Origin of the sequence: Flavobacterium selenitireducens (assembly GCF_014748335.1) — a bacterium.
Classification (GTDB): Bacteria; Bacteroidota; Bacteroidia; order Flavobacteriales; family Flavobacteriaceae; genus Flavobacterium; species Flavobacterium selenitireducens.
Window position 1 is genome coordinate 203,912 of the sequence record NZ_JAAVIY010000004.1, and the last position, 26,175, is coordinate 230,086.

Consider the following 26,175-nt stretch of genomic DNA (forward strand, 5'->3'; position numbering starts at 1 on the left):
TATAGAGGACAAAACAAATATAGCTTATTTTTTCAACGAAAAATAAAAAGTACTGCCGCTACCTGGTTCACTTATGGCCCAAATCTGCCCGCCGTGGTTTTCTACGATCTTTTTACACACCGAAAGCCCGATCCCGGAACCCGAATAACGGTCGCGCGAATGCAGTCGCTGGAACAACACGAAAATCCTGTCGAGATGGTCGGCCCTGATGCCGATTCCGTTGTCCGAGACCGAAAACTCCCAGAAATCAGGTGTTTCGTTGTAATCAAGTGTGATCAGCGTGTTGGTTTCGGGATTGCGATACTTGACCGCGTTGGCCAGTAAATTCTGGAAAACCTGACGGATCAGCGGCTTGCCGGCCGTGATGGTCGGCATCGCACCTTTAAAGATGGTGACCTTGTTTTCGGCAAACATCGGTTTGTTGAGCGTGATCACTTCTTCGATGACATCACTAACGGGAAACGTTTCGTATTTGACTTTTTTTGTCCCGACCCTTGAATATTCGAGCAGGTCGGAAATGATTTGTTTCATGCGGGAAGCTCCATCGACCGCATAATGTATGTATTCGCGCCCTTTGTCGTCAAGGTTTTCGGAATAGCGCTTCTCGATCTGGGCCAAAAAACCTGTTACCATGCGCAACGGTTCCTGGAGATCGTGAGAGGCGATGTAGGCAAATTGTTCCAGTTCGATATTGGACGCCGCCAGTTCGCCATTGCGCTGTTCCAGTTCGCGGTTCATATCGCGCAGCCGGTCGAGATAGCGCCGGTTGCGTGTTTCGTATTTCCGGAGCATGTACCAGAACAATATCCCGGATATGACAATGAAGCCACAGCCTTTCACCGTTTGATAAAAATGTTCCTGCGGATATTGGAATTTGCCAAAAAACCAGTCGCTGGCCAGTATCCATCCCAGGCCGGTCAAGAGGTAAATAAGAAAGATTCGCGTAGAAGTTCTTTTCACTTGATTCTTTAAGCAGCGTAAAGATAACGAAATCGGAATCGACCTGTGGTGGCGTCCATAAAAAATTCCCAGGCTGCCATCGTCTTCGGATCGCTTATTATGAATAAGTTAAGCGTAAATTGAAAAAGATTTTTTATCGGAAAATAAAGTGTACCTTTGCCGCTTCAAAAAAAGGATATGGAATCTATCAGAAATATTGCGATCATCGCCCACGTTGACCACGGAAAGACCACATTGGTTGACAAAATCATGTACCATTGCCAACTTTTCCGCGAGAGCGAGAACGCAGGCGATCTGATCCTTGACAACAACGATCTCGAACGGGAAAGAGGAATCACGATTACCTCGAAGAACGTTTCGGTTACGTACAAAGGCACAAAAATCAACATTATCGACACTCCGGGCCACGCCGATTTCGGTGGGGAAGTGGAGCGCGTATTGAACATGGCCGACGGCGTTTTGCTTTTGGTCGATGCCTTCGAAGGTCCGATGCCGCAAACCCGTTTCGTGCTTCAAAAAGCGCTTGACCTTGGCCTGAAGCCGTGCGTGGTAATCAATAAGGTCGACAAGGAGAACTGTACGCCGGAAGAGGTTCACGAAAAAGTATTCGATTTGATGTTCGAACTTGGAGCGGAAGAGTGGCAGCTTGACTTTCCGACCGTTTACGGATCGGCCAAAAACAACTGGATGAGCGAAGATTTCAGGAATGTAACAGACAATATCGAGCCGCTTTTGGACATGGTATTAGCTCACGTTCCGGCTCCGAAAGTTTCAGAAGGGACGCCTCAGATGCTTATTACTTCGCTTGACTTTTCCTCATTTACGGGACGTATCGCCATCGGACGTCTGCAAAGAGGCGAACTCAAAGAAGGACAAAATATCTCTTTGGTAAAAAGAGATGGCAAGGTCATAAAATCAAAAATCAAGGAACTTCACGTTTTCGACGGACTCGGTCGCAAAAAAGTTGGGTCGGTCATTGCCGGCGACATTTGTGCATTGGTCGGGCTTGAAGGGTTTGAGATCGGGGACACCGTTGCCGACTTTGAAAATCCTGAAGCGCTTCAGACGATCACGATCGACGAGCCGACGATGAGCATGTTGTTTACGATCAACGATTCCCCTTTCTTCGGAAAAGAAGGAAAATTCGTAACCTCGCGCCATATCAAAGACAGATTGGCGAAAGAACTGGAAAAAAACCTAGCGCTTCGTGTAAACGATACCAACAGTGCCGATAAATTCATGGTTTTCGGACGAGGCGTATTGCACTTGTCCGTCCTTATCGAGACGATGCGTCGCGAAGGATACGAACTCCAGATCGGCCAGCCGCAGGTAATCATAAAAGAGATCGACGGCGTCAAATGCGAGCCTGTAGAAGAATTGACGATCGACCTTCCCGAGCACGTTTCGGGACGCGCCGTTGAATTCGTGACCGTCCGCAAAGGCGAAATGTTGTCGATGGAGCCTAAAGGCGATCGCATGACGATACAGTTCCAGATTCCGTCACGCGGCATCATCGGATTGCGTAACCAATTGTTGACCGCTACGGCCGGCGAGGCGATCATGTCGCACCGTTTCTTGGAATACCAGCCGTTCAAAGGTGAAATTCCGGGTCGTATCAACGGATCTTTGATTTCCATGGAAAACGGGAAAGCGATTCCGTATTCGATCAACAAGCTACAGGATCGCGGCAAGTTCTTCGTCGATCCTAACGAAGATATCTACGAAGGACAGGTTGTCGGCGAAAACTCTCGCGCAGACGATATGACGATCAATATCACCAAGACCAAACAGCTTACAAACTTCCGCTCCGCCGGTGCAGACGACAAAACACGTATCGTGCCTGCGATCAAGTTTTCGCTTGAGGAGGCTTTGGAATATATCCAAAAGGATGAGTACGTAGAAGTGACGCCGAAATCCCTGCGTTTGCGCAAGATTTACCTGAGCGAAACCGATCGCAAGCGTTTCAAGATCGACTAATCCAAGAATAGTGTATAAAAAAAACCATCAGCGTCAACTGATGGTTTTTTTATGTCCGGAAGTTTTGGCGTGTTATTTTTTCGGTGTTGCCGATGGCGAAGCGGTGGATTTATGTCCTTCCTTTTTCGTTTCGCCCGTCTTCCCGGTCTTGATCGTTTTGGGTTTGTCCTGATTTTCCACAGCGGACTTTCCGTCTGCGGTTTTCTTGATTGCCGTCGGATCCCACAAAAGGAAGTTCAGTGGTTCGGACAGCCGCACAGCCCAGGCTTTTTCGTTGTGGTCGTCTCCCTTGAACTCTTTTGTCATCCAGTTCTTTTTCGTGTAGCCGTGTTTGGCCATGAGGGCGTCCACTTTTTTCTGGGTGACGCCATAGTTGGCATCAAGGCCTTCGGTTCCGTGATCAAAATAGATTTTATGGTTCACGGCTGGCGGCAGTTTTTTGTCGAGGTATTTCAGGAAAGCGCCCGGAATCGGGTTTTGCGCAACTCCCGTAGCACCTATCCAATGCGTCGAAAGGCAAGCCGCGCCTCCAAAAACATCGGGATATTCGCAAATGGCGTAAAGTGAAATGAGTCCGCCCATGCTAGAGCCGGCGATAAAGGTGTTGGCCGCGTCGGTTTTGACAGAAAAGTTCTTGTCGATAAAAGGCTTGAGTTCGGTAACGATGAACTTGAGATAATTGTCGGAATTGACCTTTTCGCTGAACATCGGTTTTTCCCCGAAATACAGTCCGTAAATCGAGTCTTTCGTTTTCTGCGTCAGCGATTCAAACGGCTTTTGCGGAAAGTATTCGCTGAACCGCAGTTCCGGGATATTCGAAATTCCGACTACGATGAATTTCCGCGTCGATCCTTCCCGCATTAAACGAGCCGCGGTATTGTCTACGTTCCACGAAAGTTTATTCCAAGTAATCGATTCGTCGAAAAGCATTTGCCCATCGTGCATGTAAAGTACCGAATATTTCTCGTTTTTGCTGTAACCAGGCGGCACCCAGACATCGACCGTCCTGCCTTTGATGATTTTCGATTCGAAAGGCGCCAGGTGCTTGATCGCGCCCTGTTTTACGTTTGGCTGGGCAAATGCCGAAAGTCCCGAAAGGGCAAAAACGGCAATGAGGAGTTTTAATCGCATGTAGTTATCGTTTTAAAGTAAAATGTCCTTTTGCACTGCGACCATCTTCGAGTTCAATCACGAACCAGTAGTCGTCTGACGGCATAGCGCGTCCGTTAAAAGTGCCGTCCCACCCGGAGCCCAAAGCGTCGAGTTGTTTGAGCAGTTTTCCATATCGGTCAAAGATTCTTACCGTAGCTTTTCCGTTTCTGGTAAAGGTGGCGCCTTTGAGGTTCCAGGTGTCGTGGTAACCGTCTGCATTAGGCGTGAAGAATTTCGGGAAACCCATAACCGAAACCTGCCATACCGCCGATGGGCAACCATTTGCATCCATTACGTAAATCGTATGGCTGCCGGGCGCCACGTCCGTAAGGACATTGCTGTATTGGCCGGCATTCTCATGGTCGAGGCTGTACGTATAATTGCCGTAGCTGTTAGGGCCAAGCGTGACCGTAACGGTATTGGTTTGGGAAAAATCGACGACTTCCACGTTTTCGATGATAGCCTGGCTCGAGTGTATGACCGGAATGAAACGCAACTTGGAACAACCATTTGCGTTGGTCACCACGACGGTGTATAAACCCTCCGCCGTAGCGATAATCGTTGGAGTGCTTCCCATCGGGATGCCTTGTAACATCCATTGGTAAGTATAATCGGAGGCAGGCGAGCCATCGAGGATACCGCCGTCGAGCACCGTTGAAAAAGTGGGCGTATTGGTGCACACCACATGTGGGACCAAATCGATGTTTTGGTCGATGTCCGGCAGTCGATACACCTCGAGATTGAGTATGTACAGACGCGAACAGCTATTGGCTACCGTGTTTTCCAAACGTGCGAACACTTGGGAATTATAGGCTTGCGGATTCGTATATGACCCAGGGTTGCCAATTTCGTTTTGCTCGAGCAACGCGTCATTTATATTCGTGTAAAACCGAACGGATTGATTGCCGCCTCCCGGGATGTTCGCCTGTGTGAGGTCGAATTGGGTAAACCCGTCTTCCGATTCGAGTTCATCGCAAATCCCAGGTAAATCGATCGCGACGTTGGCCAGCAAATTGACCGACAGGTTCAGCGTACTCAAGCTTAGGCAGCCGGTAGTGAGATTCGTCAGTTTGACAGTCAGTTGCTGTGGGTTCGAACTGTTAGTAAAATCGTTGGGCAATTGTCCGATGTCGCCCAAAGCATCGGCCGGATTCAAATAATAGCCGATTGAAAGGTTGGTATCTCCATTCGTAAAGCTGGCGTCGGCTTCCGATAGATTAAAAATCGTGATGCCATCGGGCGCCGTTCCGGTATCGCATTGCACAAGATTTCGCGTGACTATGGCCGGAGTCGGATCGACCTGGATCGAGACGGTTTGGGATACGCTTCCGCAGACATTTCCCGCCCGCGAAAGCAACGCCCGGTATTGATAACCGCTTGTCGATGCCGCCGCCGAAATGATGGTCAGGGTATTCGTCGTGGCTCCGGAGTATTGGGCGCCGTCGGAAATATTCGAAAAGGTCGTACCGTTTGCCGAAATCTGCCATTGGATGCTCGCCTCGGGATTAGTATCGATCGCAATCACGGCGTTTTCCGTCTCGCAGATGACCGTCGGAGTGGCGATCGGTTGGGCGTTTATGACGATCGGAGCCGGAATATTGTAGTTCGGATTTGGAGCCGTGTAACCGCCCGAGTTGAGCACGACGCCCCACTGATTGACCGTTACCGGTGCATTGCCGATGAATCCGTCGCCATCGGGATCGTTAAAGCCCGCTTCCCTCACGTCCGGACATCCATCGTTGTCATTGTCGCTTTCGGCAAAATCCCAAACGTTGTCCGCATCGGCGTCCGCCATGCTGAAGTTGATCGTACCGCTGTTGGTTGCCGTTTCGATGGAATTAGAAAGTCCGTTGCTGCCAAAACTCGCCGGCGGACCATCGATGATGCCGTTGTTGTTGGCGTCGGTTGCCCCGCTTCCCGATTCGACGAGGTCAAAAACGCCGTTGTTGTCACTGTCGAGATCCAGGAAATCAGGATGTCCGTCTGCGTCGGTGTCCGCTGCGATAAAACCGGCAGCAAAAGCATCGTCTAGCCCGTCGTTGTTGCTGTCGGATCCCGAAAGGGGCGTAAACGAAACGCCTTGGGATTCGTAGAGATCGGGAATGGCATCGTTGTCACTGTCGAGATCGAGAGCGTCGGGAACGCCGTCTCCGTCGCTGTCACGCGGGACGCAACTGGCCACAATGCGAAAAGTCGCCCGGTTTTCGGCTGCATCGTCAAGATTTTTATGGGTGAAGGTGAAGCTTCCCGCTAAATGGCATCGGAAACTGAAAGTGCCACTTCCCGCCGGCAGCGAGGTCTGGCCGTTGAGCCTGAAGCGAATCTCAAACGATGAGAATTGCGTGATGCCGCTTTCGTATATTCCGTCGTAATTAGTATCAATGAGCAATTGATTGTCCGGATTGATAACGGTAATCGTGCGGTTATTGGGCGCACTCACGATAAATTCCGACTGTGAATTCAAGAGGTTCGAGGCGTTCGCCGTCTGGACATATTCAAGCGAAAAACTGACGGGTTGTGCGAACGTCATGCGGTACACCATCGAATTTCCTTGTCCCGCGCTGACCGACGAAACAAAATTGCCATTCGCATCGCCAACAAATGGACTTGGCGCAGGCGTGCCGACCGGCGTCGGGAAATTCCCCGTAAACGAATTGGCATAAGCACCGTTTCCGGCGGTGACGTTTCCGCTCAACGGATTGCTCAAGTTAAAAGGCGCGTCCCCAAACGATTCCTGGCAATTGGCAATGCCGTCGTTGTCGAGGTCGATGTCGGCATTGTCGTTGGTTCCGTCGGCGTCGGTGTCAGGAGCGCAAAGGCTCACCGGGATGTTGTCTGAGATCAGTTCCGTGCCGCAAGCCGCAATTCCTGCTTTTACGTAATAATACCCAGGTTGCGAAGGCGTGTAGGCGCTGGTGGTGGCGCCCGGAATTTCAGCGTCGTTCATATACCACTGAAAGGTGTCGAACCCGGTTATCGTATTGACCGTAAGTTGCACGTTCGGCAAACAGTTTTCCTGGGAAATGTCGATCTGGTCGAAGGTAACCTCCGGTTTGAACGTAAATCCGGAATAGTAGCCTCCAAACGTGGCCGCATCGCTCGAGCCGTAAGAGGCGAGGTACAATTGGGTTGTCGAAAACACCGAGACATTTCCGCTAAGGCCATTGATAATGTACGTTTCAAAATTCGCATTCCCGCTTATCCCGAACGGACCGTCGACCGTCGCTCCGGTAGAAACTAGGCTCGTCAGGGTGTGAGGTGTCCCGTTGACGAGGAAGTTTATCGCGGACCCGGTTTCAGTTACCATCGTGATTTTACCGTTAAAGACGCGATTTCCGACGCGGTCGATGAACGGGATATTGTCGATTGCCTTGGGCGTTTCACAACTCAAAGGTGGGACGAAAAACATTTCCTGGTTGGCCTGGTCGGACCGCAAATTGTCGCCCACACTCTGGTAAGCGAACACATTTTTGTTGGTATGGATCGACATGTTGCCGTTACCGTCAAAATCGCCTCCTTCAAAAAAAACGAATTCACCGGCGTTTAAGGTAGTGACGCCCGAATCGTTGTTGCGCGTGATTTCGGTCCCGTCTTCGTCTGCAATGATAAGCACGGTTTCAACTTCATCCATGCCCGTACTCCTGATAAAGACGTACTCTTTCCCGGTGCGTTCAGCCGATACGATCTGGTCGAAGCCAAGGTCGAGGTTGGCCATCGTGCCGTTGGTTCCTCCGAAAGCGCCGCAGTTCACGGCAATCGGTTTATCTGAGGTGACAAGCGATCCTATCATGCCGAGGCGGTTCGCATTGGTCGGACCCTGAACCGCACACACGAAGCTTTCCCCGTTGTTGAGAACGACCGAAAACGGAGCGTTACCGGCCGATGCGTTGTTGATCAGCGTAGTTCCGGGGCCAAAACCGCTAAAGTTGACAGTAGTATTGTTGTCGGTGGCAAGTACCGAAATAAAGTTAAGGCCGTTTGCACTATAGGTGTCATTCGGATTTCGGAAACCGCCTATCCGGAATCGTGTACCTAGTGCCGCCATTCCCTTTGAAACGATTTCCCCGGCCTGGTTCCCGCTGCCGGCAATGAGCCTTGCGGTAACGTAAACCAGATCGTCCGCCTCGACGACAAAGCCACGGTCGGAACGGGTGGAGTGGGATAGGCCGGCGCCCATGACGAGCTGGGTATTGCTGCCAAATCCGACGCTGTGCACATAAGGCGCATCGCGCGAAACGCTACCGGTTACGATGCTTCCTCCTATGTTGATGATCCTGAAGTTGACAGCGGTAACGCTTGGGGTCGATATGTATAGGAATTGTTCTTCCCCGGTAACGTTGAACGAGGAGACCAAAGGTGGGATGTAATGTGTTTTGCTGAACTGGGCCACTGCGCTGAACGACAATAGCCAAAGCAGCAAGAGTAAAGTCTTTTTCATCGGCTAAAAATAGGAAATAAACTGTTACCTTTTTAGCGCGAAGTGCCCTTTAACGCTGCGTCCGTCCTCTAATTCGAGAATAAACCAATAGTCGGTGGAAGGCATTTCCCTGGAATTGAATTTTCCGTCCCATCCGATGCCATTTCCAAGGAATTGATGCAGCAATTTTCCATATCGGTCAAAGATGTACACTTTGCTCGACGGTTGGGAAGACAGTGCGCTGATACGCCAAACATCGTTGAGGCCATCTCCGTTGGGCGTAAAAAATTTCGGATAGGCAACCAGTAATACCGGGAACGGCCCAATCTGGAAACAGCCATCGGGATCGCGAATGTAAATTGAGTAGTTTCCTCCGGCCAGGTTTTCAAATACCGGAGACGACTGGAAATTTTGTCCGTCGATGGAGAAGACGTAAGGTCCGGCTCCCGAATATTGTATCGTGATCGTATCGTTTCCGGATATGTCGGCCGAGACGAAAACGGGAGGTTGCGGAATCGTCACGGTAAAGCTCTTCGTAGCCGTGCAACCGTCGGCGTTGGTTACCGTGACCGAATAATTGCCTGCCGCCGTTGTGGATATGTGATTCGTGGTTTCTCCGGTCGACCAAAGATAGGAGGAAAATGTATTTGCAACCGACAGTGTAACCGCCTGGCCTGGACAGGTTGCCAGCGTTTCGGGCTCAAAATTTGCCGGCTGCAGGGCGGAAACGTTGAGCGTGACTTTAACGACGTCATAACAGGCGATGCCACTGAAAACGCGGGCGTAAATTACCTGTTGGTTTGGTGTCGTGTTCGTAAACAAGTTGCCCAGTGGATTGGTTTGCTGAAGCGCGTCCTGGGTCGTCAGGTAATAGCCGACACTCATCCCGACCGGCATTCCGGCTAAAATCACCGGGCTGACCTCGGCGCCAAGGTCAAACTCGGTCTTGCCGTCAATCTGGCCGTCTGTGTCGCAAACCGTGATCGTTTGTGGAGAAGCGGGTTGGAAGGTCAGCTCGAGATGAACCGTGGAATACACATAGCACGATGCGCCGTACGCCATGCGGGCAATTACCGTGGTGCCGTCAGGAGCGTTATAAGCGGAAGGGTTCAGAATCCCATCGTTTCCTGCCATGGCATCGACCATGGATGTAAAGAACATCGTGGAACCAAATGTTCCGGGAACGATGTTCAGCGTGTCGATTATCGAGGTAAGATCGAATATCGAATAGCCGTCGTTTTCAGGGTCGCATTGCACGAGTGCGGCGTCGGCGAGATACGGAGGTTCTACGTAATATTCTATCCTGGATTCGCCGGTTCCGGTGCAGCCGCCAGGCAATGCGATTTCGACGCGATAAGTTCCGGGAGCGGTCACAAGGTAGGTCGGATTGGTTTCTCCCGAAAGCAATTGGTCGTTTTTATACCACGAATAGGAAAGCGCGCCGGTTTCAGTGGCGTCGAGCCCTACGCTAAAACCCGGACAGATCCCGCTGTTTTGCGAAATCAGCCGGTCGCCAAGGAATTTGTTGATCCTGAAACTTCCGCCTTCGAGAAAAATCGCGGAATCATAGAGATTGTTACCCTGATCGGCCACGACGATTTTTATGTGGTAGAGAACACCGGCTTCGACTATGGCCTGTGCCGTCAGCGGTTTGGTTTGTCCGTTGTAATTCGTCGGATGCTCGTAATCGTTGAACGCATCGAAATATTCCTCATTCGACGGAGGGCAGATCGTTCCCGGCCCTCTTACCGTATTGACCGTTACCGGAATGTCCGTAAAGGGCACGACGGCCAAATTCTGGTAGGGTTCAGCCGTGTTGGCCTTCTTCAGCAAAAAGGCGAATCCGTCCGTGTAACCGCATTGGTTCTGGGACGGATTCGACAAGTATTGTTCGGACGAAAAAATGTAATTGAAACTGAAAAAGTTCGAGTTCGGCAAAAAGTCAAATTCGAGAACCGTTGCATTCGTGGAATTGCCGAGTTGCAGCGCCTGTTCAAGGTCGCTGTCGCCGGCCCAGTCGGTCGGGCCTTCGCTTAAAATATCGGAATTTGGCCCTACGGCCGATGCCGCGCGACCCGTCGTAAGCACCACGCCTTCCTGAAAAGGGAATGTGCTGCCGTTGGCATTGAAATATCCGAAAGTGTTGCCGCTGCTAAAATTCCATCCCGTAACGACAATGTTGCTGGCCTGTCCGCAAGGGCTGTCGATGAGGATATCGTTGACGAGCTGATCCGTAGTGTAATCTTCGTCTATCGCGATATACTGGCCAAAAGCGAGATGACCCAACAAAAACGAAAGCACCATAAAAAATTTCTCCCAGACCCTATCCATAGCAGGGGCAAAGATACTACAAATCCCGTTTTTCGAGAATTTTATACGAGAAATACACGAAAAAAGCGATCCAGAAACACACGATCAATGCGGCGATGATACTCACGTCGGAATTCCCGAAATCATCTATCCCCAACGTGTTTCCAGCCTTGCGAACGACGCTGAGTTTCGTCCACGGTTCCTTGATGAGGTTCGACATTGACTCTAACGGAAGCACCGAAATCGCCTTGGACGCGAGCTCGCGGTTGTTGGAAAGATACCATATAAGCAGCCAGCTGAGTTTTTCGACAATATACCAGAGAATGATGAAGCCCAGAGAAAATGCCGAGCGCTTGACGAGAATCCCTGCGAAAAGGCACATCGAGAAAAATCCGGCGAGTTTGAGGAAATAAGCAGGAATGTACTCCATCCGCATAAAAATCACAGCAAGTTCGTTCATCGAGGAAAACGCCAGTCCCAAGAGTAGGGAAACCACGAAAACAAACAGGGACGAAACGCTGGCAAAAACAAGGACCGTCAGGAATTTTGAAGTAATGAATTCTTTTTTGCTGAGACCGTCAATAAGGTTTTGCTTCAAGGTTCCGTACGAATATTCGTTCGCCATCATAGAGACGATGATCACGGCCAGGAATAATTTGAAACCGGAAGCGATATACGTATTGAAATGCCAGATATACGGAAAGTTGAAAATACCCATGTCGGCGAGGTGAAACTTGAAATTGCCGATGTCTAACTTGATCGAGGCGACCAGCGCTATGGCCGTCAGCAAGACAAAATAACTGATCGTCAGGATTTTGCTCGAGCGGTTCATCCAGATTTTCTGGAGTTCTATGGAGAGGAGGCGTTTCATGCTTTGGATTGTGTGTTGGTGAGTTCAAGGAATTGCTCTTCGAGACTTGTCTTGCGGAAGACCAGGTGGCAAATCGCAATGTTTTTCGAAAACAGGTAGCGGTTCATTTCAGAAGGGTGCAGGCCAGATTTGAGGTAAGCGATGATTTTGCCGTTCTCTTCTTTTACCTTTTCGACGGCTTCGTGGGTTTCCACTGCAGATTTGAGGGCCTGCATGTCCGATGCTTCGAGTTCGAAAAAACCTTCGTTGGACGACATGCCGTCGACGCTGCCCGAATACAACATTTCTCCTTTGCGCAACACCACGACATGCGAACACACTTTTTCCACTTCGTCAAGCAAATGGGAAGCGAGCAGGATCGTCGTTCCCATTGAGGCGATTTTTCGGATGATGTCGCGTATTTGATGGATTCCCTGAGGGTCGAGACCGTTCGTAGGTTCGTCGAGAATCAGGATTTCGGGATCGTTGAGCAAGGCCGATGCAATGGCCAGGCGTTGTTTCATCCCGAGTGAAAACGTGCGGAATTTACTGTCTTTTCGCTCTAAAAGTCCAACAAGCGACAGTTTTTCCTCGACTTTAGAGAACGGAATGCTCTTGATTTTGCAGACGAGTTCCAGATTCTGAACCGCCGTCATGTACGGATAGAAATTCGGGCGTTCGATGATCGCGCCGACTTTCTTGAGCGCCTCGTGGGTTTCGAGCTTGCCGTCGAACCAGGCATAATCGCCTCCGGTGCGGTTCACGACGTTAAGTACTATTCCCAGCGTCGTCGACTTTCCGGATCCGTTAGGACCGAGAATGCCGTAGACATTGCCTTTGTGGATTTCGAAAGAAACGTTCCTGACCGCGTGAACGGCCCCGTATTTCTTGTCGAGGTTTTTGATGGATAGGATTGTTTCCAAGGTTGGTTAGGTTTTAGTTTGAAACGAACGGGTTTGGCGTTTGTTACCGCTAAATGTAAAAAAATCCGCTTGAGTGCCGAAAATAAAAACGAAAAGCGCCCAAATACGGACGCTTCCCAACTAACCTTATCACAAAATAATCAATTCTTAAGTAAGATGATCCAATCCCAATCGGCGGGATTGCCGATGCCAACACTTGGCGTATAAAGAAAAATCTTCGCAGTCGCCGTCGGGTTGGCTTGCAGGTATTGACGCACCTTGACCAAGCCCTGAACGTGTGACCAAGGCTGATGGTAATCGAATTCCTGGCCTGAAGGGTTGAAGACGTTCTCGAACCCGTTCAGGGGAGTTTGATAATCGTCTGTAAGTACGTGTTCGAACGAACCGGCTGGATCGAACGCGTCCGGAAAGTGAAGCTGGCCGAGTCCCATCCAATGGATTTCCCCGTAGAAAATTTCGGTGTCGAGTTCGTCGTAATACAGTTTCACCCAACCGAAGTCGCCGGGTTCCTGGTATTCGTGGGTAACTGTAAAATCGGTGGTGGCTTGTTCGAACGTGAATTCCTTTCCGCCTTCAAAAGTGTTCGTGGTGTAATCGACCTTGAGCATCAGCAGTTTGTTGCCGTCCACGGGATCGATGGTGTTGGCGGGGGAGGCGTCTTCCCCGCTACAGCTTGCCAGCAACAAAAGCGGCAAGGCCAAAAGCGCAAATTTTTTCATATCTGTTTTGATTGATTCAGATTGCAGATGTGAAAATTTCGGGATGGTTGCGGGATTAAATGTTAATTTTAGGATTGTGTTTGGGTGGTTTAACATTTTCGGTAGATTTTCTGTAGTTTACAGGTTGTTGAAAATGATAAATTTACCACGGGTGGGGCCGGGGAATGCTGCCGATTTAAAACGTGTCGAAATAAGCGGTTTATCGATGTCGTATTACCGTCATCAAAATCGAGCTCGAACAATAGAAACATTTGGTTAACATTTTCGGCAGATTTTCTGTAGTTTACAGATTATGAAAAAATGTTAAATTTACCACGGGTGGGGCCGGGGAATGCTGTCTATTTAAAATGTTTAGAAACTAACAGGCATATCGCAAACAACATGTTATAAAAAAAACGGCATCCAATGCTACCGGAAGCCGTTTTTTTAATTTTGCTTAAACCTTAAACCTTAAACCTTAAACCTTAAACCTTAAACCTTAAACCTTAAACCTTAAACCTTAAACCTTAAACCTTAAACCTTAAACCTTAAACCTTAAACCTTAAATCTTAAATCCCGTCAAGATTTGTTCTCCTTGTTAAAATACACGAGATAATAATACATCTGCTTCTCTTCATCCCAACCTTTTTCAACGAATTTTTCGGCGCTTTCCGGATTGATGAAGTCAAGCTTTATCTGGATGTTCGTGTCCAGGTTGATCACATTCTTGATCGATTTTCGCACGTCCGACACCGCCGCATTGGCAATAGGGAAGCTGGTCACGTCCTCAATGCTGAACTTTTCGCCTTTGTCCACTTTGTAATTCTTAAACTCCGGGATAAGATCCGGGTTATCGATGACCTCGTTCAAAAATGCGGTTTCTTCGAATTCGTCATTTTTGGCGAAGTAATTGACCGATCGGTTCATGAACATGACTTCCTCTTTTTTGTCTTCGGCCGGAAGCACGACGTCTTTGGCGAAACTCTGGCAAAATTTCAGATACTTCTTAGTCATGAAATTCTCGTCCTCGAACAAATCGACGTTGAGGAAATGCTCGAGCCAATAACGGGCGTCGTAGCGATTTGAATCCACCGAAAGAATCTTGAAGCCTTCCTCTTTTTTGTAATTGAAGATGATGCAGCCTTTGTCCAAACGGTTCAGGCTGATACCTTGCTCAAGGCGCATTTCGAGGTTTTCGCCTTTCTCGTCGAATTGCAAAAAGTCTGCTTGGATTTCGCTTTTGAAAATCCCGATGGCATCCACTTGATTGTTGTCGATCGAGAGATTCGTCAAATGCGCGATATATACTTCTCCGTTTTTGATATGCGGATGGCCCGACTGCTCATAAAGATGGTGGGCGATCTTTTTTGAGATTTCGTGTGCATTCGATGGATTTGCAAAAAGCTCGTTGGCCAGTTTGTACATGTCGTTGTATTCGAGGTCGACCTCGTGCGCGAACTGGTAGTAGTTTTCCTCTTTTTCGCGGAACGGCTTAAAGAAAAATTCCTTTAAAAGCGGCGTCAATTCATCGTTCGGATGAAACGGTTGCTCCGACAAAAACGTGCCTTCGTTTCGGCTTTTGTTACCCACGCGGTGGAGTGAAAGTTCGTGGATTTGGGTGTTGAATAAGTTGATCATATGTTTGGTGCTGAATAACGGAGCGTTGAAGTGCTGAAGTTCCGGCCGAGTAGGACTGCTTCAGCCTCTTGGCAAAGGATCGGGCATGGTTTCTGATTCTCCGCTTTTATTGATGGAATATATTGTTCGTCTGTAAAATGTTTGATGGTTTACCGATTCAGTTTGAGTTGGAAATTCACGATAATAATCGTGAAATCAAAGCTAGGGCGAGGGACGTTCCTGTTGGTTGCACTGCATTGTCGCGAAATTGTCGCAAGCTATGCCAATAGCCGACCCGTCAACTTAGGATATCAAGCCTAAATCTCGAGCTACCGAAGCGGATCACTCAATTCCAATTTTCCTCAAACCCGTAATCTTCGAAATTCCCGCTGTCTCCGAACTCATCGAAGTCGTTATCATCGAATCCGTCTTCGTCGAAATCCATTTCATTGCCGTCGGCCTCGAATTCCTTTTCGGGCGCTTCCCCTGGCATGATTCCATGGCTGAAAAGCATCTCCGGATAGGTCTCTCCTGGTTTTTCCTCCTCTATGGCGGCCAGTTCCACAAGGAACGTCCACATGTTCATAAAATCGTAAACATATATGATTTTAGTCTGCTCCTGGTTGAGCAATCCAGACAATTGGTAGTCGGCCATGACCATTTGTTCACCGGCCACGTCTCCCGTGTCAAAAAGCGGGATTTCGTCCTCCTGGTTCCAGTTGTCGTCGCAGGTATAAAACGAGGCCACTTCGGCACCGTCAAAACCAAAAGCGTTCACCAATGCATTGTGCAGGTCTTCAAGCGTGTCGGCATCCTGAATGGCAATATCCCTGAAAACATCCTCTTCGGCATCCAGAATCGCCCTGAATTTGTAAACCATGATCCAAAAAATTTGAGAACGCAAATATAAGGTACAAAAAAGCGCCTGCGGTAAAAAGTAATCAACAATCGGGTCAAAAAAAAAGCCCGTTTTCACGGGCCTTGTTTATTTTTTTGTCTTCTCGTCGGTCATCGAGGCGAGAATCGTCTGGATTTCTGAGAATTGTTTGCGGAGTTCAGATTCCGGAGCTTTTGCAAGCGCCTTTTTGTTCAAGGCGTCCGCTTTGGCCGAAAGTTGGTTTATCGCGTCCTGCGTCTTTTTATTCTTGAAATTGGCCGGAGCTTCAGATGTTTTCAATTGTTCCACCTGCTGGGCCAACGTCGATGCGAACGAAAACGCAGCGGCGTTGTTTTGCTCGAGGTTCGTGTTGATGCGCGCCGCGACCTCCTTTACGTCGTTTAGTTTTGGCCAGTTGGTTTTTGCCGTCTGGGCCGATACGGCATTGATCGCAAAGAATAGCGCGACGGCTGCCAGAATTTTGATGTGTTTCATGGTTAGTTGAGTTTATATAGCTTTCAAATATAATAATTTATTCATCTTGAGCAACTGTTGCCGCCTCGATTGTGAAGCCGTCACAGTCGACGAAGGTCAAACCAAATCACGCCGTTCACATACGGAATATCGCAACGGGCCTCGTTCATTACGACCGAACTTCCGTCGGGTTGATACTGTTTTTCGTAGTAGACTGACAATTGTCTTGCGAAAGCGACCGGAAATACGTGTCTTCAAACAACCAAATGTCTTTAAGCGGGTTTCGCACGCGAACACAACAACACATATCCGCAAAATAGAAAACCAACTTATTTACGTCGGTTTGGTTAAAAAAAATTTAAGACCGGCAATACAATTGCCTTCACAATCGCTGCCCAATTTGAGATTTCCGGATACTGGCTCACAAAACCTTGTAGGAAACCAGCAAGCCGAAAGATTGGTAATTCGCATCGAGATACACCAAGTCGAGAACGTCGCGTTTTGCGTGGAGCCTGAATTCGGCGGCAAGTCTTCCGTATTGTATTCCCGCCCCGGCCATGACGTTTGACGAGCGCGTAATTTCGACACGATTGTCGAAGCCGCCCGGGGCGCTATTTCTGTACGTGATATGGGAGTCCAGCTTCACCACTACATTATATCCGACATTCAGGAAAACCGCAAGTTTATCGGTGGCGAAAAAATAGTGTCTCAATCCCACAGGTACTTCAATGAAACTGTATTCGGTTTCGAGTGAGCGCGTTGCAGATTGCCTTGCGTCGCTCTTATAAGACTGATAGCCCGCTCCAAGCAAGATTCCCCACTTATTGCGGTTGAACGGAAGTATGTATTCGAATTCTGCACCTATCGAAGGAATCGTCTTTTGCCCGAATTCGACATCGGACCACGCCTGCACGCGCTCATCCGAGAAAGCCATTTTAGCGAACATCACGCCTGCGACAATCCTAACGTTGAAATCACCTTTGCTCTGCGCCGCGCTCAAATCCTGTCGTTGCTCGCCGTTGTACTTGTTAAAGATTCTGACGAGGTCGTCCTCGTTGTAATTTAGGCTTGAAAAGTCAGATTCGACGAGACCGGCGCCACCCATCAAATGAAACAATTGTTGGCGAAACGTATTGTTGTAGCCGATCTTGTCGTTCAAACGATATTCCTTGGCGACCAACTGCTCCGGAACAGCCGTTGTTGAAGTCGAGACGAAAAAGCGCCTCAGGTTGTGATCGTTGTATTCGTAAAGGATCGACTTCCCGGACGTAACGACTTTGAGCAACGCCACTTCAGGTTGCCATTCCGGGTTTTTGTTCGGGCTCAGCCTGTCGATGTCTTTGGAGGAAAGGTCGACCTGGATTTGGAACTTACGGAAAACGTAATCGGATCCGACGCCAAACTCCTTGATCTCAGAAATCCTCACAATCGTAACAGGGGCGGTTGCATCCGACTTGAAATCTATGGCTACAGGATTGTTTTTCCAGCCAAGGTTCCTCACCAGTCCGGATATTTTGGTGCCGTCGACATTGATGTAATAACCCGGTTCGAATTTGATCTGGCCCAAAGCCGAGAATGCACAAAGGCAGCAAAAGAGTAAAAAGCGCATGGTTGAAATGATAAGTTTCGTTTTGATATGCCAATAAAGAGGCGATCGTGCGGCAAAAATAGAATTACCCGCCAAATGAGGATACGATTCATCCGTAAATTTTTACATTTCGGTAAGCATTCTTTTCAAATATCACGCATTCGATGCACTTTTGTCCCGTAATTAAAAACAACCGACATGAAATCGATCTTTACATTTTGGCTATCGTTAATCGCCTCCATCGGATTTGCCCAAACGGAGCTCAAAGGAAGAGTCGTCGACGAGAAAAACAAACCTATCCCCGGCGCCAACGTCTATATCGAGGGTTCTTACGATGGCACGAGTACTGACGACGACGGAGACTTCAGTTTCGTCACAAGCGAAACCGGCACGCAGACACTCGTGATTTCATTTCTGTCTTACGAAACTTCGAAAATAGAGATCGCGATCGAAAGCTATCAGCCCAAAACGCTTAAACTGCGCGAAAGCGTCAATGTGCTCGACGCTGTCGTGGTAAACGCCGGAACGCTCGAAGCCGGGGACAGGGCAAGAGTTTCGGTTTTGAAGCCGTTGGATATCGTGACCACAGCGGGATCGGCCGGGAATATCATCGCAGCGCTGCAAACGCTTCCCGGAACGCAAACAGTAGGCGAGGACGGCCGTCTTTTCGTTCGCGGAGGAGAAGCCGACGAAACCCAGACTTTCGTAGACGGGATGCGTGTTCCCCAGCCTTACGGCGCCACGACGAACAACGTTCCGACACGCGGCCGCTTTTCGCCATTCCTGTTCAGCGGGATCAGTTTTTCCACGGGAGGTTACTCCGCCGAGTACGGGGAAGCGCTTTCGTCTGTGTTGCTGCTCAGCACCCAGGACGATCCGGACCAGAACAAAACCGACATTTCCCTGATGACGGTCGGTTTGGGGCTCGGCCATACGAAAAAGTGGGAAAAGTCGTCGTTGAGCCTCAACGCTGCTTACATGGACCTGGCGCCATATCAGTGGGCGATTCCGCAAAATGTGAACTGGAACCGCGCTTTTCAGCAGATGTCGGGAGAAGCGGTCTATCGCAAGCATTTCGAAAACGGACTTCTCAAGATTTACGCGGCTTTCGATGCGTCTCGTTTCGACCTCGAGCAGCAAAGCATCAATTCGCCAGCCGATACGCGGGTCGACCTGAAAAACGACAACCTGTATTTCAATGCATCCTATAAAGGCGATCTTGGAAATACCTGGCAACTGACGGCTGGTTTGGGTTACGGATTGGCCAAAAACAACATCGGTATCAACCAGGACGATGTACGGAATACCGAAAATGCCGCCCATGTCAAACTCAAATTGGCCAAACGCATTTCGGACCGCATCAAGTTCAGCTTTGGAGGTGACTATTTCATCACGGATTTTGACGAATCGTATCAAGTATTCGAAGGCGACAAGCTCAAGGCAGGTTATACTTCCGGGCTTTCGGCGGCTTTTGCCGAAGCGGATGTGTTTTTTTCCAAACGACTTGCGATGAAAGTGGGCGCCCGGACGGCTTATAACGACTTGCTTCACGAATCGGTATTGTCGCCACGAGCCTCGATCGCGTATAAGTTCGGGAAAAAGGCCGGACAGGTCTCATTCGCTTACGGCGACTTCCAACAGGCGCCGCGACAGGAATACGTGAAGTTCTCTGACTTCCACCGATTCGACAACGAAAAAGCATCCCATTACATTTTCAATTATCAGTACACCCGCGATCGGCAGATGCTTCGTGCCGAAGTGTATTACAAACAGTACCGCGACCTCGTGAAGTTTGAATCGTCTACGCCTTCGTTCGACTCGGATTATACCAACACCGGTTTTGGGTACGCCAAAGGAATCGACCTGTTTTGGAGAGATGGGCGCACGTTTCGCAACTTCGAGTATTGGATTTCGTATTCGTACATAGACAGTGAGCGCAACTACCGCAATTTCCCGATAGAAGCTACGCCAAACTTCGTGGCCAACCAAAGCCTTTCCGTCGTCACCAAGTACTGGATCGAGGACTGGAAATCCCAAGTCAGCCTGACGCATTCGATGGCGACCGGGCGACCGTTCACCAACCCGAACAGACCTGGTTTTTTGCAGGAGAAGACAAAGGCGTACAATAGTTTAAGCCTAAGCTGGGCCTATTTGCTTACCCAACAGAAGATTTTGTACTTTTCTATATCGAATGTGCTCGGAACCCAGAATGTCTTCAATTACGAATATGCGAACAATCCGAATGCATCCGGCGTTTTTGAAAGACGGGAAATCATCCCGACCGCAGACCGTTTCCTGTTCGTGGGCTTCTTTTGGACGATAAGCGGGGATAAGAAGAGCAATCAGTTGCAGAATCTTTAGGGTCAGTTTAAAGTTTAAGGTTTAAAGTTTAAAGTTTAAGGTTTAAAGTTTAGCGTTTAAAGTTTGGACTTCGGAATTGAGGGATCAAGGAGAATTAGCCAGGTTAGATTCAGCAACTCGATACTGCTACGATCCGTCCCTAAAATCCGACAGTTCGGTCGAAATAAATTTCAGGTCGACAAACCGACGCTTACTTTTGAATCACAAAATAACAACAATCAAAAACACATTATCATGGTAAAGACACTCACCGCAATCGCAATGCTCATCTGCACGACGGCATTCGCACAAACCAAGTACGAACAAGGAATGAGCAAGGCTTTGGAACTTTGGGGACAAGGCAAGAATTCCGAAGCATCGGCTATGTTCGAACGCATCGCTTCAGCCGAACCAAATCAATGGCTTCCCAACTATTATGTGGCCATGGTCAACACCGTCGCCTCGTTTTCGACAAAGGACCGCGCCCAGGTCAGTGCGATGCTTGACAAAGCCCAAAAAGCGCTCGAGACCGAAATTCTCAAAAATCCGAACAACGCCGAACTCCTTGTAATGCAGGCCATGATCTTTACCGGATGGGTTGTTTTCGACCCTATGAACAACGGTATGAAATACTCGGGACAGATCAATGACTTGTACCTCCAGGCGCAAAAGCTCGACCCTACCAATCCGAGGGCGGTCTTCGGAAAAGCGGAGTATGAGATTGGTGGAGCGGCATATTTTGGTTCCGACACCACGCCAATGTGCAAGGAGATAGCGCGTTCCATCCCGATGTTCGACGCGTTCAAACTCGAATCGCCCTTTCATCCGAAATGGGGAAAGGACAGGGCAGAGGAAGCCTTGAAGCAATGCGGCAAAAAGTAATTCGGTTAACGTATCAAGATGAAAATAAGTTTCGGACACATTTGGCGGTTACTGACACTGGGAACGATTATTTTCGCCTTCCTTGTCTTGCTGAACTGGTCGCTGGGTTCGCCTCCCATTTTTGACATTAGGCTGCTGTGGACGTATCTTTACACATTAGTTTACACGTTCCTGCTCTATTTTGCAAACGCCGTCGTGTTCCGGTTCCTGGAGAAAAAATTTAAAGGCAACCGATTTTCACCCGTGCGGCTTATATTGGGAATATTGCTCTCGTTCGTGGCTTCGTTGGTTCCGATATTCCTTTTGAGGATTTTTGAGGACGTCGTGATAAACGGTCGTACCGTCGTACAGTATTTTGAAGATGAAAAACCGTCCAATTACATTTTTGCAATCGGAGTTACGTTCGTCATTACGATAACGGCTTACGTGATCGGATTCTACAAGGCTTACAAAGAGAATCAGGTCAAGCAGCAACAGATGATAGCGGGCACGGCGTCGGCCCAGTTCGAGAGCCTGAAAAATCAGATCGATCCCCACTTTTTGTTCAACAGTCTGAACGTTTTGAGTTCGCTTATAGAAGAAAATCAGGAAGCTGCCCAAAAGTTTACGACATCGCTTTCAAAGGTTTATCGATATGTACTTGAACAAAAAGATAAAGAACTCGTAAGTGTAGAAGAGGAGTTGTCGTTCGCCAAGACGTATATGAACCTGCTCAAGATGCGATTCGAAAACAGCTTGTTTTACGAACTTCCGAAAGACATTCCGGGCGCCGATGCCAAAGTAGTGCCGTTGTCGCTCCAGCTTTTGCTGGAGAATACCGTAAAGCACAACGTCGTAAGCGAGAAGCGGCCTTTGCACATCAGGATTTACATAGAGGCGGACTACCTGTGCGTCGAAAACCAACTCCAGAAAAAAGAAGTGCTGCAGGATCGGCAAGGTGTCGGCTTGCAGAATATCGTCGACCGATACGGGATCATGACCAGGCGCAAAGTGCTCGTGGAGCAGACAAACAACCTGTTTGCCGTTAAAATTCCGATTTTGACAAAACAAATAACCATCATGGAAACACAGTTCAAAGCAGAGGAAAACAGCTATTACAAAGCCCAAAAGAAAGTAGAAATGATCAAGGATTTCTACGGCAACGTATGTGCTTACGTCTTGTTCAATGCGGGATTGCTGGTGCTGAACCTGCTGACGTCTCCGGAATATCTCTGGTTTCTTTGGTCGGCGGCGGGCTGGGGAATAGGCGTGCTGATACACGCTGCCAAGGTGTTCGACTGGTTTCCTTTCTTCGGAAACGATTGGGAAGAGCGCAAGATCAGGGAGATAATTGAAAAGGAAAAAAGCAACAAATGGAAATGATGGACGAGCGATTCGAAAAAACAAGCGAATATCTCCAGGCGCGCAAACGGGCAAGGGAGATCAAGGGATTTTACACGCATCTGGTGGTTTATTGCTCGGTAATCCCGATACTGATCGCGGTGAACCTGATATTCGTGCCGGATTTTTATTGGTTCCCGCTGTCGGCGATCGGGTGGGGAACCGGCCTGTTGTTCCACTGGATGGAAGTCCGGAAAATCACGCCCTTCCTGGGTAAAAACTGGGAGGAGCGCAAGATCAGGCAATTGATGGAAAAGGAAAAACAACGATTCGATAAGTTCAAACAACAATAATATGGAAGATTTCAACAAACAACCGCTCGACCACATGCGATTTGAACGAGCGCAAAAACGTGTAAAGCAAATCTCCGGCTTTTACAGACACCTCGCAGTGTATGTGATCATCAACGCCGGAAATCTAATCGTAAAAGCCGTGAACCTGGATCCGGGAGAAACATTTTTTGACTTCGGAACGTTTTCGATGGCGTTCTTTTGGGGAATCGGGCTTTTGGTGCACGCATTGAGCACCTTCGGTCCCGGGCTGTTTTTGGGCAATGATTGGGAAGAGCGCAAGATTCGCGAAATATTGGAAAGAGAAAAGCGCCAGGACAAGAAGTGGGAATGATTCCAATTTCGTGTATCTGTTTAGATAGATAATTTCAACCTGTTTTATATCAAGTAGAAAAGTAAAAAGAATTATGAGAATTATCGTTATTGAAGATGAGAAACCAGCCGCCCGACTTTTGCAGCGCAAACTGGAAAAACTCGGTCTGCAAACCGAAATAATGTTGCATTCGGTACAGGAGTCGCTTGAGTGGTTCGCGGCCAATGAGCATCCGGATCTCATCTTTTTGGATATTCAACTCTCAGATGGTTTGTCGTTTGAAATCTTTGAACATGTCGCAATTGAAAGCGCGGTAATTTTCACCACGGCTTACGACGAATACGCTCTCAAGGCATTTAAGTTAAACAGCATAGACTATTTACTTAAGCCTATAGATGAAGATGATTTGGAAGCGGCGGTTGCCAAATTCCGGAGCCGTTTGCCGAAGCGGGAATCGGGTAGCCTTGATTTTGATGAGATACGGAAGCTGCTCGTCAACCCATTCTCAAACCGTTACAAACAGCGCTTTACCGTTAAGATCGGACAGCATCTCAAGGTGATTCCGGTAGGCGAAATCGAATGCTTTTACAGCGAGAATAAAGGAACTTATCTCCATACGATCGACAACCGCGATTATTTGCTGGAAACGACATTGGAAATGCTCGAAGGGGAACTCGACCCTTTGCAATTTTTCCGTGTGAGTCGCAAGTTCATCGTGTCGTTGGCTGCGAGTCGCGAAATCGTCATGTACAGCAACTCGAGATTGAGAATCAACCTGCCGACCTATAAAGCCGACGAGGTCATCGTCAGTCGCGAAAAAGTAAGCGATTTCAAGCAATGGCTGGCTTAGATGTCGAGGCGGTGGTGGAGCGAAATCATCACCTGGGATTTGTTGCTGGTTTCGAGCATCTGGTTCATCCAGCCCAGCTGCAGGGCGAAATTGTCCGCAAATTTGTAGCCTGCACCCAAATAGATGCGGTCGCGATCAAAAATGTTCCGCGTGTCGTCGGTCTTCATGCCATTGATGAATATTTCGTTGTATAGCGCGATGTAAGCGGCGTTCTTGACCATGGACGGCTTGTTTAGCGGAACGTCGAGGAAAAGGCAATAGCGGTAGCGCGTGTTGAAATCACGACCTTCTACCCAGCGCTGTTCGTATCGAAAGCGGTGACGGAAGAATAAACGGCTCGCGTTCTGGCTCAGGACGCCTTCCTGGTAAGCGCGGTTTTCACGGACAGGGTTGTCGGGCGTGTCTTCGGCTTCGGTAAGAACGTAAGCATAGCCCGCCGTCGCGTTGAAATTGGGTGCGAAATTGTACTTTATGCCAGAGCGCAACAGCAATTGTTGCAAGTCGCCTCCAAGGTTGTGATTGCGATATTGGGCTTCGACGTCAATTGAAAACTTGGATTCTTTTGGCTTGATGTTCCCGAAATAGATGTACCATCCGCCGGTTTTATCGGTTTGGGCGGCAAGATCGGTGCAAAAAAAGGCTAGGGCGGATAGGCTGAACAGGATTCTTCTCATGTCGCAAAAATAAAAATTATATTTCGTTTGTGCGAATCGTGTGCGTTTTGGCGCCGTTCCGCGTACTCAACTGATATTTCGGCAAAAAAAAATACCCTGGAGCCGAGTCTTGGGTTCGGAATCCAGGGTAAGTGTTTTTGGTGGTTGAAACGATTAGTCAAACAATGACATGATTTCCTTTTTGGTTTTGCCGAGTTTCTGTTGCAATTTTCCCCACATCTCATCGTCTTTTCCTTCTTCGTAGGTCAGGTCGTCGTCTGTAAGTTCTGCATATTCCTGTTTAAGCTTTCCTTTTAGCTCATTCCATTTTCCTTTGATTTCATCTGAATTTGGCATAGCGAAATTGTTTTAAGTTGTGTGTTTTCGATTTCGTAAAGCTCGCGATAACTGGCTGGAATCGGCTTACACGTTTTGGTAAACGGTTTGCATGATTCGCATGCAGCAACTTTGGCCCTTAAAAACAATCACTTGATGTGATTCCATTTAACGATTTGGAATACACGAACTTGTATATTAGGTATTGATTTTATCTATTCCGGCTTTAGCCGCGTTTTTTGAGGTCGCTGTATTCCAACAACAAATAAAACTGGGTTCCGAACAGCAGGGACGCCAATACCAAGTGAGCGGTTTGAGAACCGAACGGAAAGTCGAAATATGCCATGGCGATACCCGATAAAATTTCCGCCACGAGCAATCCCATAAACCAATTCATTTTCTCGAATCCGAGGTTCTTGCGTCGGTTGCGAACGATCAGCAAAACGTTCACAAGAAACACGACGATCGAAAAAGAGCGATGGAAATAAAACGATGCGGTCGGATCGTTGAGCACGAGTTCCATTTGGTCGTATCCCAACACTTTTACCCGTCCGTCGACAAATTGCCTCACCTGAGTGCCAATGACGACCTGAACGAGCGTCAACACAAGCGAAAACGATAATACGATACCGAACAGCGCATCACGCCTGCGACCGACGAATTCGGTTTTGGCCTTGCGGATAATCACCAACATGATGGCCACGATGACCAAAGCAACGACCATGTGCACGGTTATCTTGATCGGGTTCAACACCGAATACACAACCGTTGCGCCAAGCCAGGCCTGGAATCCCATCAGGAAAACCGCAAACCACGACAGCCAGACCAACGACGGCTTCTGTTTTCTCCATCCGAACGACATTACCGCCATCGCAAACACGGCAATTCCTGCCAATGCACCGCAAAGCCGGTTGAGGTATTCGATCCAGGTGTGGGTCGGGTTGAAAATCGCATAATCGTGTTTGGTGTACGCGCGGAATTTCGAGCCGTCATACGTTTGTCCGGTAACCATATCCTGTTTCGCTACCCAAAGCGCCTGGTCTTTTATGATGACCTGTCCGGCTTCAAAGGTCTTGTTCGGGCGCCAGGTCAGCTGTTCGACATCGGTAGGCGGAATATAGTACCCGAAACATTTGGGCCAGTCCGGGCAACCCATTCCCGAGCCCGTCATGCGCACCAACGCGCCGGCGACGATAACGGCATAAACAAGGACAAGGCTGGTTTTGGCAATCGCGGAAAAGTGTTTTTTCATGGAGTGTAAGTGTGGTGATGCTATTGTTGTTGGCCT

General features: G+C 48.7%; 21 protein-coding genes. 7 read left to right on the forward strand and 14 right to left on the reverse strand.

What is annotated here, in order from left to right; genetic code table 11:
• Positions 1-24: 24 nt before the first annotated feature.
• Positions 25-960 carry a sensor histidine kinase gene (locus HC229_RS08720; protein ID WP_191020093.1) on the reverse strand — a complete coding sequence of 312 codons (936 nt, stop codon included), beginning with the start codon at positions 958-960 and terminating at the stop codon, positions 25-27.
• Positions 961-1,137: 177 nt separating this feature from the next.
• Between HC229_RS08720 and typA the strand changes: the two genes are divergently transcribed.
• Entirely contained in the window at positions 1,138-2,937 is a 1,800-nt protein-coding gene (gene typA / locus HC229_RS08725) for a translational GTPase TypA (protein ID WP_191020094.1), read from the forward strand.
• Positions 2,938-3,009: 72 nt separating this feature from the next.
• On the opposite strand, the gene HC229_RS08730 is transcribed toward typA, so the two are convergent.
• From HC229_RS08730 to HC229_RS08775, 10 genes are all read right to left on the reverse strand, one after another.
• On the reverse strand, positions 3,010-4,068 hold the full coding sequence (locus HC229_RS08730; RefSeq protein WP_191020095.1) for an alpha/beta hydrolase: 1,059 nt from the start codon (positions 4,066-4,068) through the stop codon (positions 3,010-3,012).
• A 4-nt stretch (positions 4,069-4,072) separates the two neighbouring features.
• A complete protein-coding gene (locus HC229_RS08735; RefSeq protein ID WP_191020096.1) occupies positions 4,073-8,527 on the reverse strand; it encodes a T9SS type B sorting domain-containing protein in 4,455 nt (1,484 codons plus the stop codon).
• 24 nt (positions 8,528-8,551) lie between these two features.
• Positions 8,552-10,837 (reverse strand): choice-of-anchor L domain-containing protein, encoded by a 2,286-nt coding sequence (locus HC229_RS08740; RefSeq protein ID WP_191020097.1) that lies wholly within the window; start codon positions 10,835-10,837, stop codon positions 8,552-8,554.
• Between the two features lie 16 nt (positions 10,838-10,853).
• The gene (locus tag HC229_RS08745) at positions 10,854-11,687 is read right to left on the reverse strand and encodes an ABC transporter permease (RefSeq protein WP_191020098.1); all 834 of its coding nucleotides are present in this window, start codon (positions 11,685-11,687) and stop codon (positions 10,854-10,856) included.
• A complete protein-coding gene (locus HC229_RS08750) occupies positions 11,684-12,589 on the reverse strand; it encodes an ABC transporter ATP-binding protein (RefSeq protein WP_191020099.1) in 906 nt (301 codons plus the stop codon). Before HC229_RS08750 ends, HC229_RS08745 begins: the two co-directional genes overlap by 4 nt.
• Positions 12,590-12,729: 140 nt before the next feature.
• On the reverse strand, positions 12,730-13,308 hold the full coding sequence (locus HC229_RS08755; RefSeq protein WP_191020100.1) for a hypothetical protein: 579 nt from the start codon (positions 13,306-13,308) through the stop codon (positions 12,730-12,732).
• Between the two features lie 558 nt (positions 13,309-13,866).
• Positions 13,867-14,925 (reverse strand): nucleoid-associated protein, encoded by a 1,059-nt coding sequence (locus HC229_RS08760; RefSeq protein WP_191020101.1) that lies wholly within the window; start codon positions 14,923-14,925, stop codon positions 13,867-13,869.
• Positions 14,926-15,250: 325 nt separating this feature from the next.
• A complete protein-coding gene (locus HC229_RS08765; RefSeq protein ID WP_191020102.1) occupies positions 15,251-15,784 on the reverse strand; it encodes an IS1096 element passenger TnpR family protein in 534 nt (177 codons plus the stop codon).
• 105 nt (positions 15,785-15,889) lie between these two features.
• A complete protein-coding gene (locus HC229_RS08770; RefSeq protein WP_191020103.1) occupies positions 15,890-16,276 on the reverse strand; it encodes a hypothetical protein in 387 nt (128 codons plus the stop codon).
• Between the two features lie 400 nt (positions 16,277-16,676).
• Complete coding sequence (locus HC229_RS08775; RefSeq protein ID WP_191020104.1) at positions 16,677-17,864, reverse strand: outer membrane beta-barrel protein; 1,188 nt, start codon at positions 17,862-17,864, stop codon at positions 16,677-16,679.
• Between the two features lie 177 nt (positions 17,865-18,041).
• Here HC229_RS08775 and HC229_RS08780 point away from each other — a divergent pair, with 177 nt between their 5' ends.
• From HC229_RS08780 to HC229_RS08805, 6 genes are all read left to right on the forward strand, one after another.
• Positions 18,042-20,204, forward strand: a complete 2,163-nt coding sequence (locus tag HC229_RS08780; RefSeq protein WP_191020105.1) for a TonB-dependent receptor — start codon at positions 18,042-18,044, stop codon at positions 20,202-20,204.
• A gap of 234 nt (positions 20,205-20,438) precedes the next feature.
• Entirely contained in the window at positions 20,439-21,065 is a 627-nt protein-coding gene (locus HC229_RS08785) for a hypothetical protein (protein WP_191020106.1), read from the forward strand.
• A gap of 18 nt (positions 21,066-21,083) precedes the next feature.
• A complete protein-coding gene (locus tag HC229_RS08790) occupies positions 21,084-22,427 on the forward strand; it encodes a 2TM domain-containing protein (RefSeq protein ID WP_191020107.1) in 1,344 nt (447 codons plus the stop codon).
• Positions 22,418-22,738: a 2TM domain-containing protein gene (locus tag HC229_RS08795; RefSeq protein WP_223845561.1), complete on the forward strand. Its 321-nt coding sequence runs from the start codon at positions 22,418-22,420 to the stop codon at positions 22,736-22,738. The genes HC229_RS08790 and HC229_RS08795 overlap by 10 nt, the downstream gene beginning before the upstream one ends.
• Before the next feature lies 1 nt (position 22,739).
• A complete protein-coding gene (locus HC229_RS08800; RefSeq protein ID WP_191020108.1) occupies positions 22,740-23,069 on the forward strand; it encodes a 2TM domain-containing protein in 330 nt (109 codons plus the stop codon).
• A 73-nt stretch (positions 23,070-23,142) separates the two neighbouring features.
• Positions 23,143-23,898 carry a LytR/AlgR family response regulator transcription factor gene (locus tag HC229_RS08805; RefSeq protein ID WP_191020109.1) on the forward strand — a complete coding sequence of 252 codons (756 nt, stop codon included), beginning with the start codon at positions 23,143-23,145 and terminating at the stop codon, positions 23,896-23,898.
• Here HC229_RS08805 and HC229_RS08810 read toward each other — a convergent pair.
• From HC229_RS08810 to HC229_RS08820, 3 genes are all read right to left on the reverse strand, one after another.
• On the reverse strand, positions 23,895-24,572 hold the full coding sequence (locus HC229_RS08810; protein WP_191020110.1) for a DUF2490 domain-containing protein: 678 nt from the start codon (positions 24,570-24,572) through the stop codon (positions 23,895-23,897). The genes HC229_RS08805 and HC229_RS08810 overlap by 4 nt on opposite strands.
• Positions 24,573-24,725: 153 nt before the next feature.
• Positions 24,726-24,908, reverse strand: coding sequence for a CsbD family protein (locus tag HC229_RS08815; RefSeq protein ID WP_191020111.1), 183 nt, complete (start codon positions 24,906-24,908; stop codon positions 24,726-24,728).
• A gap of 205 nt (positions 24,909-25,113) precedes the next feature.
• Entirely contained in the window at positions 25,114-26,139 is a 1,026-nt protein-coding gene (locus tag HC229_RS08820; RefSeq protein WP_191020112.1) for a COX15/CtaA family protein, read from the reverse strand.
• Positions 26,140-26,175 lie beyond the last annotated feature (36 nt).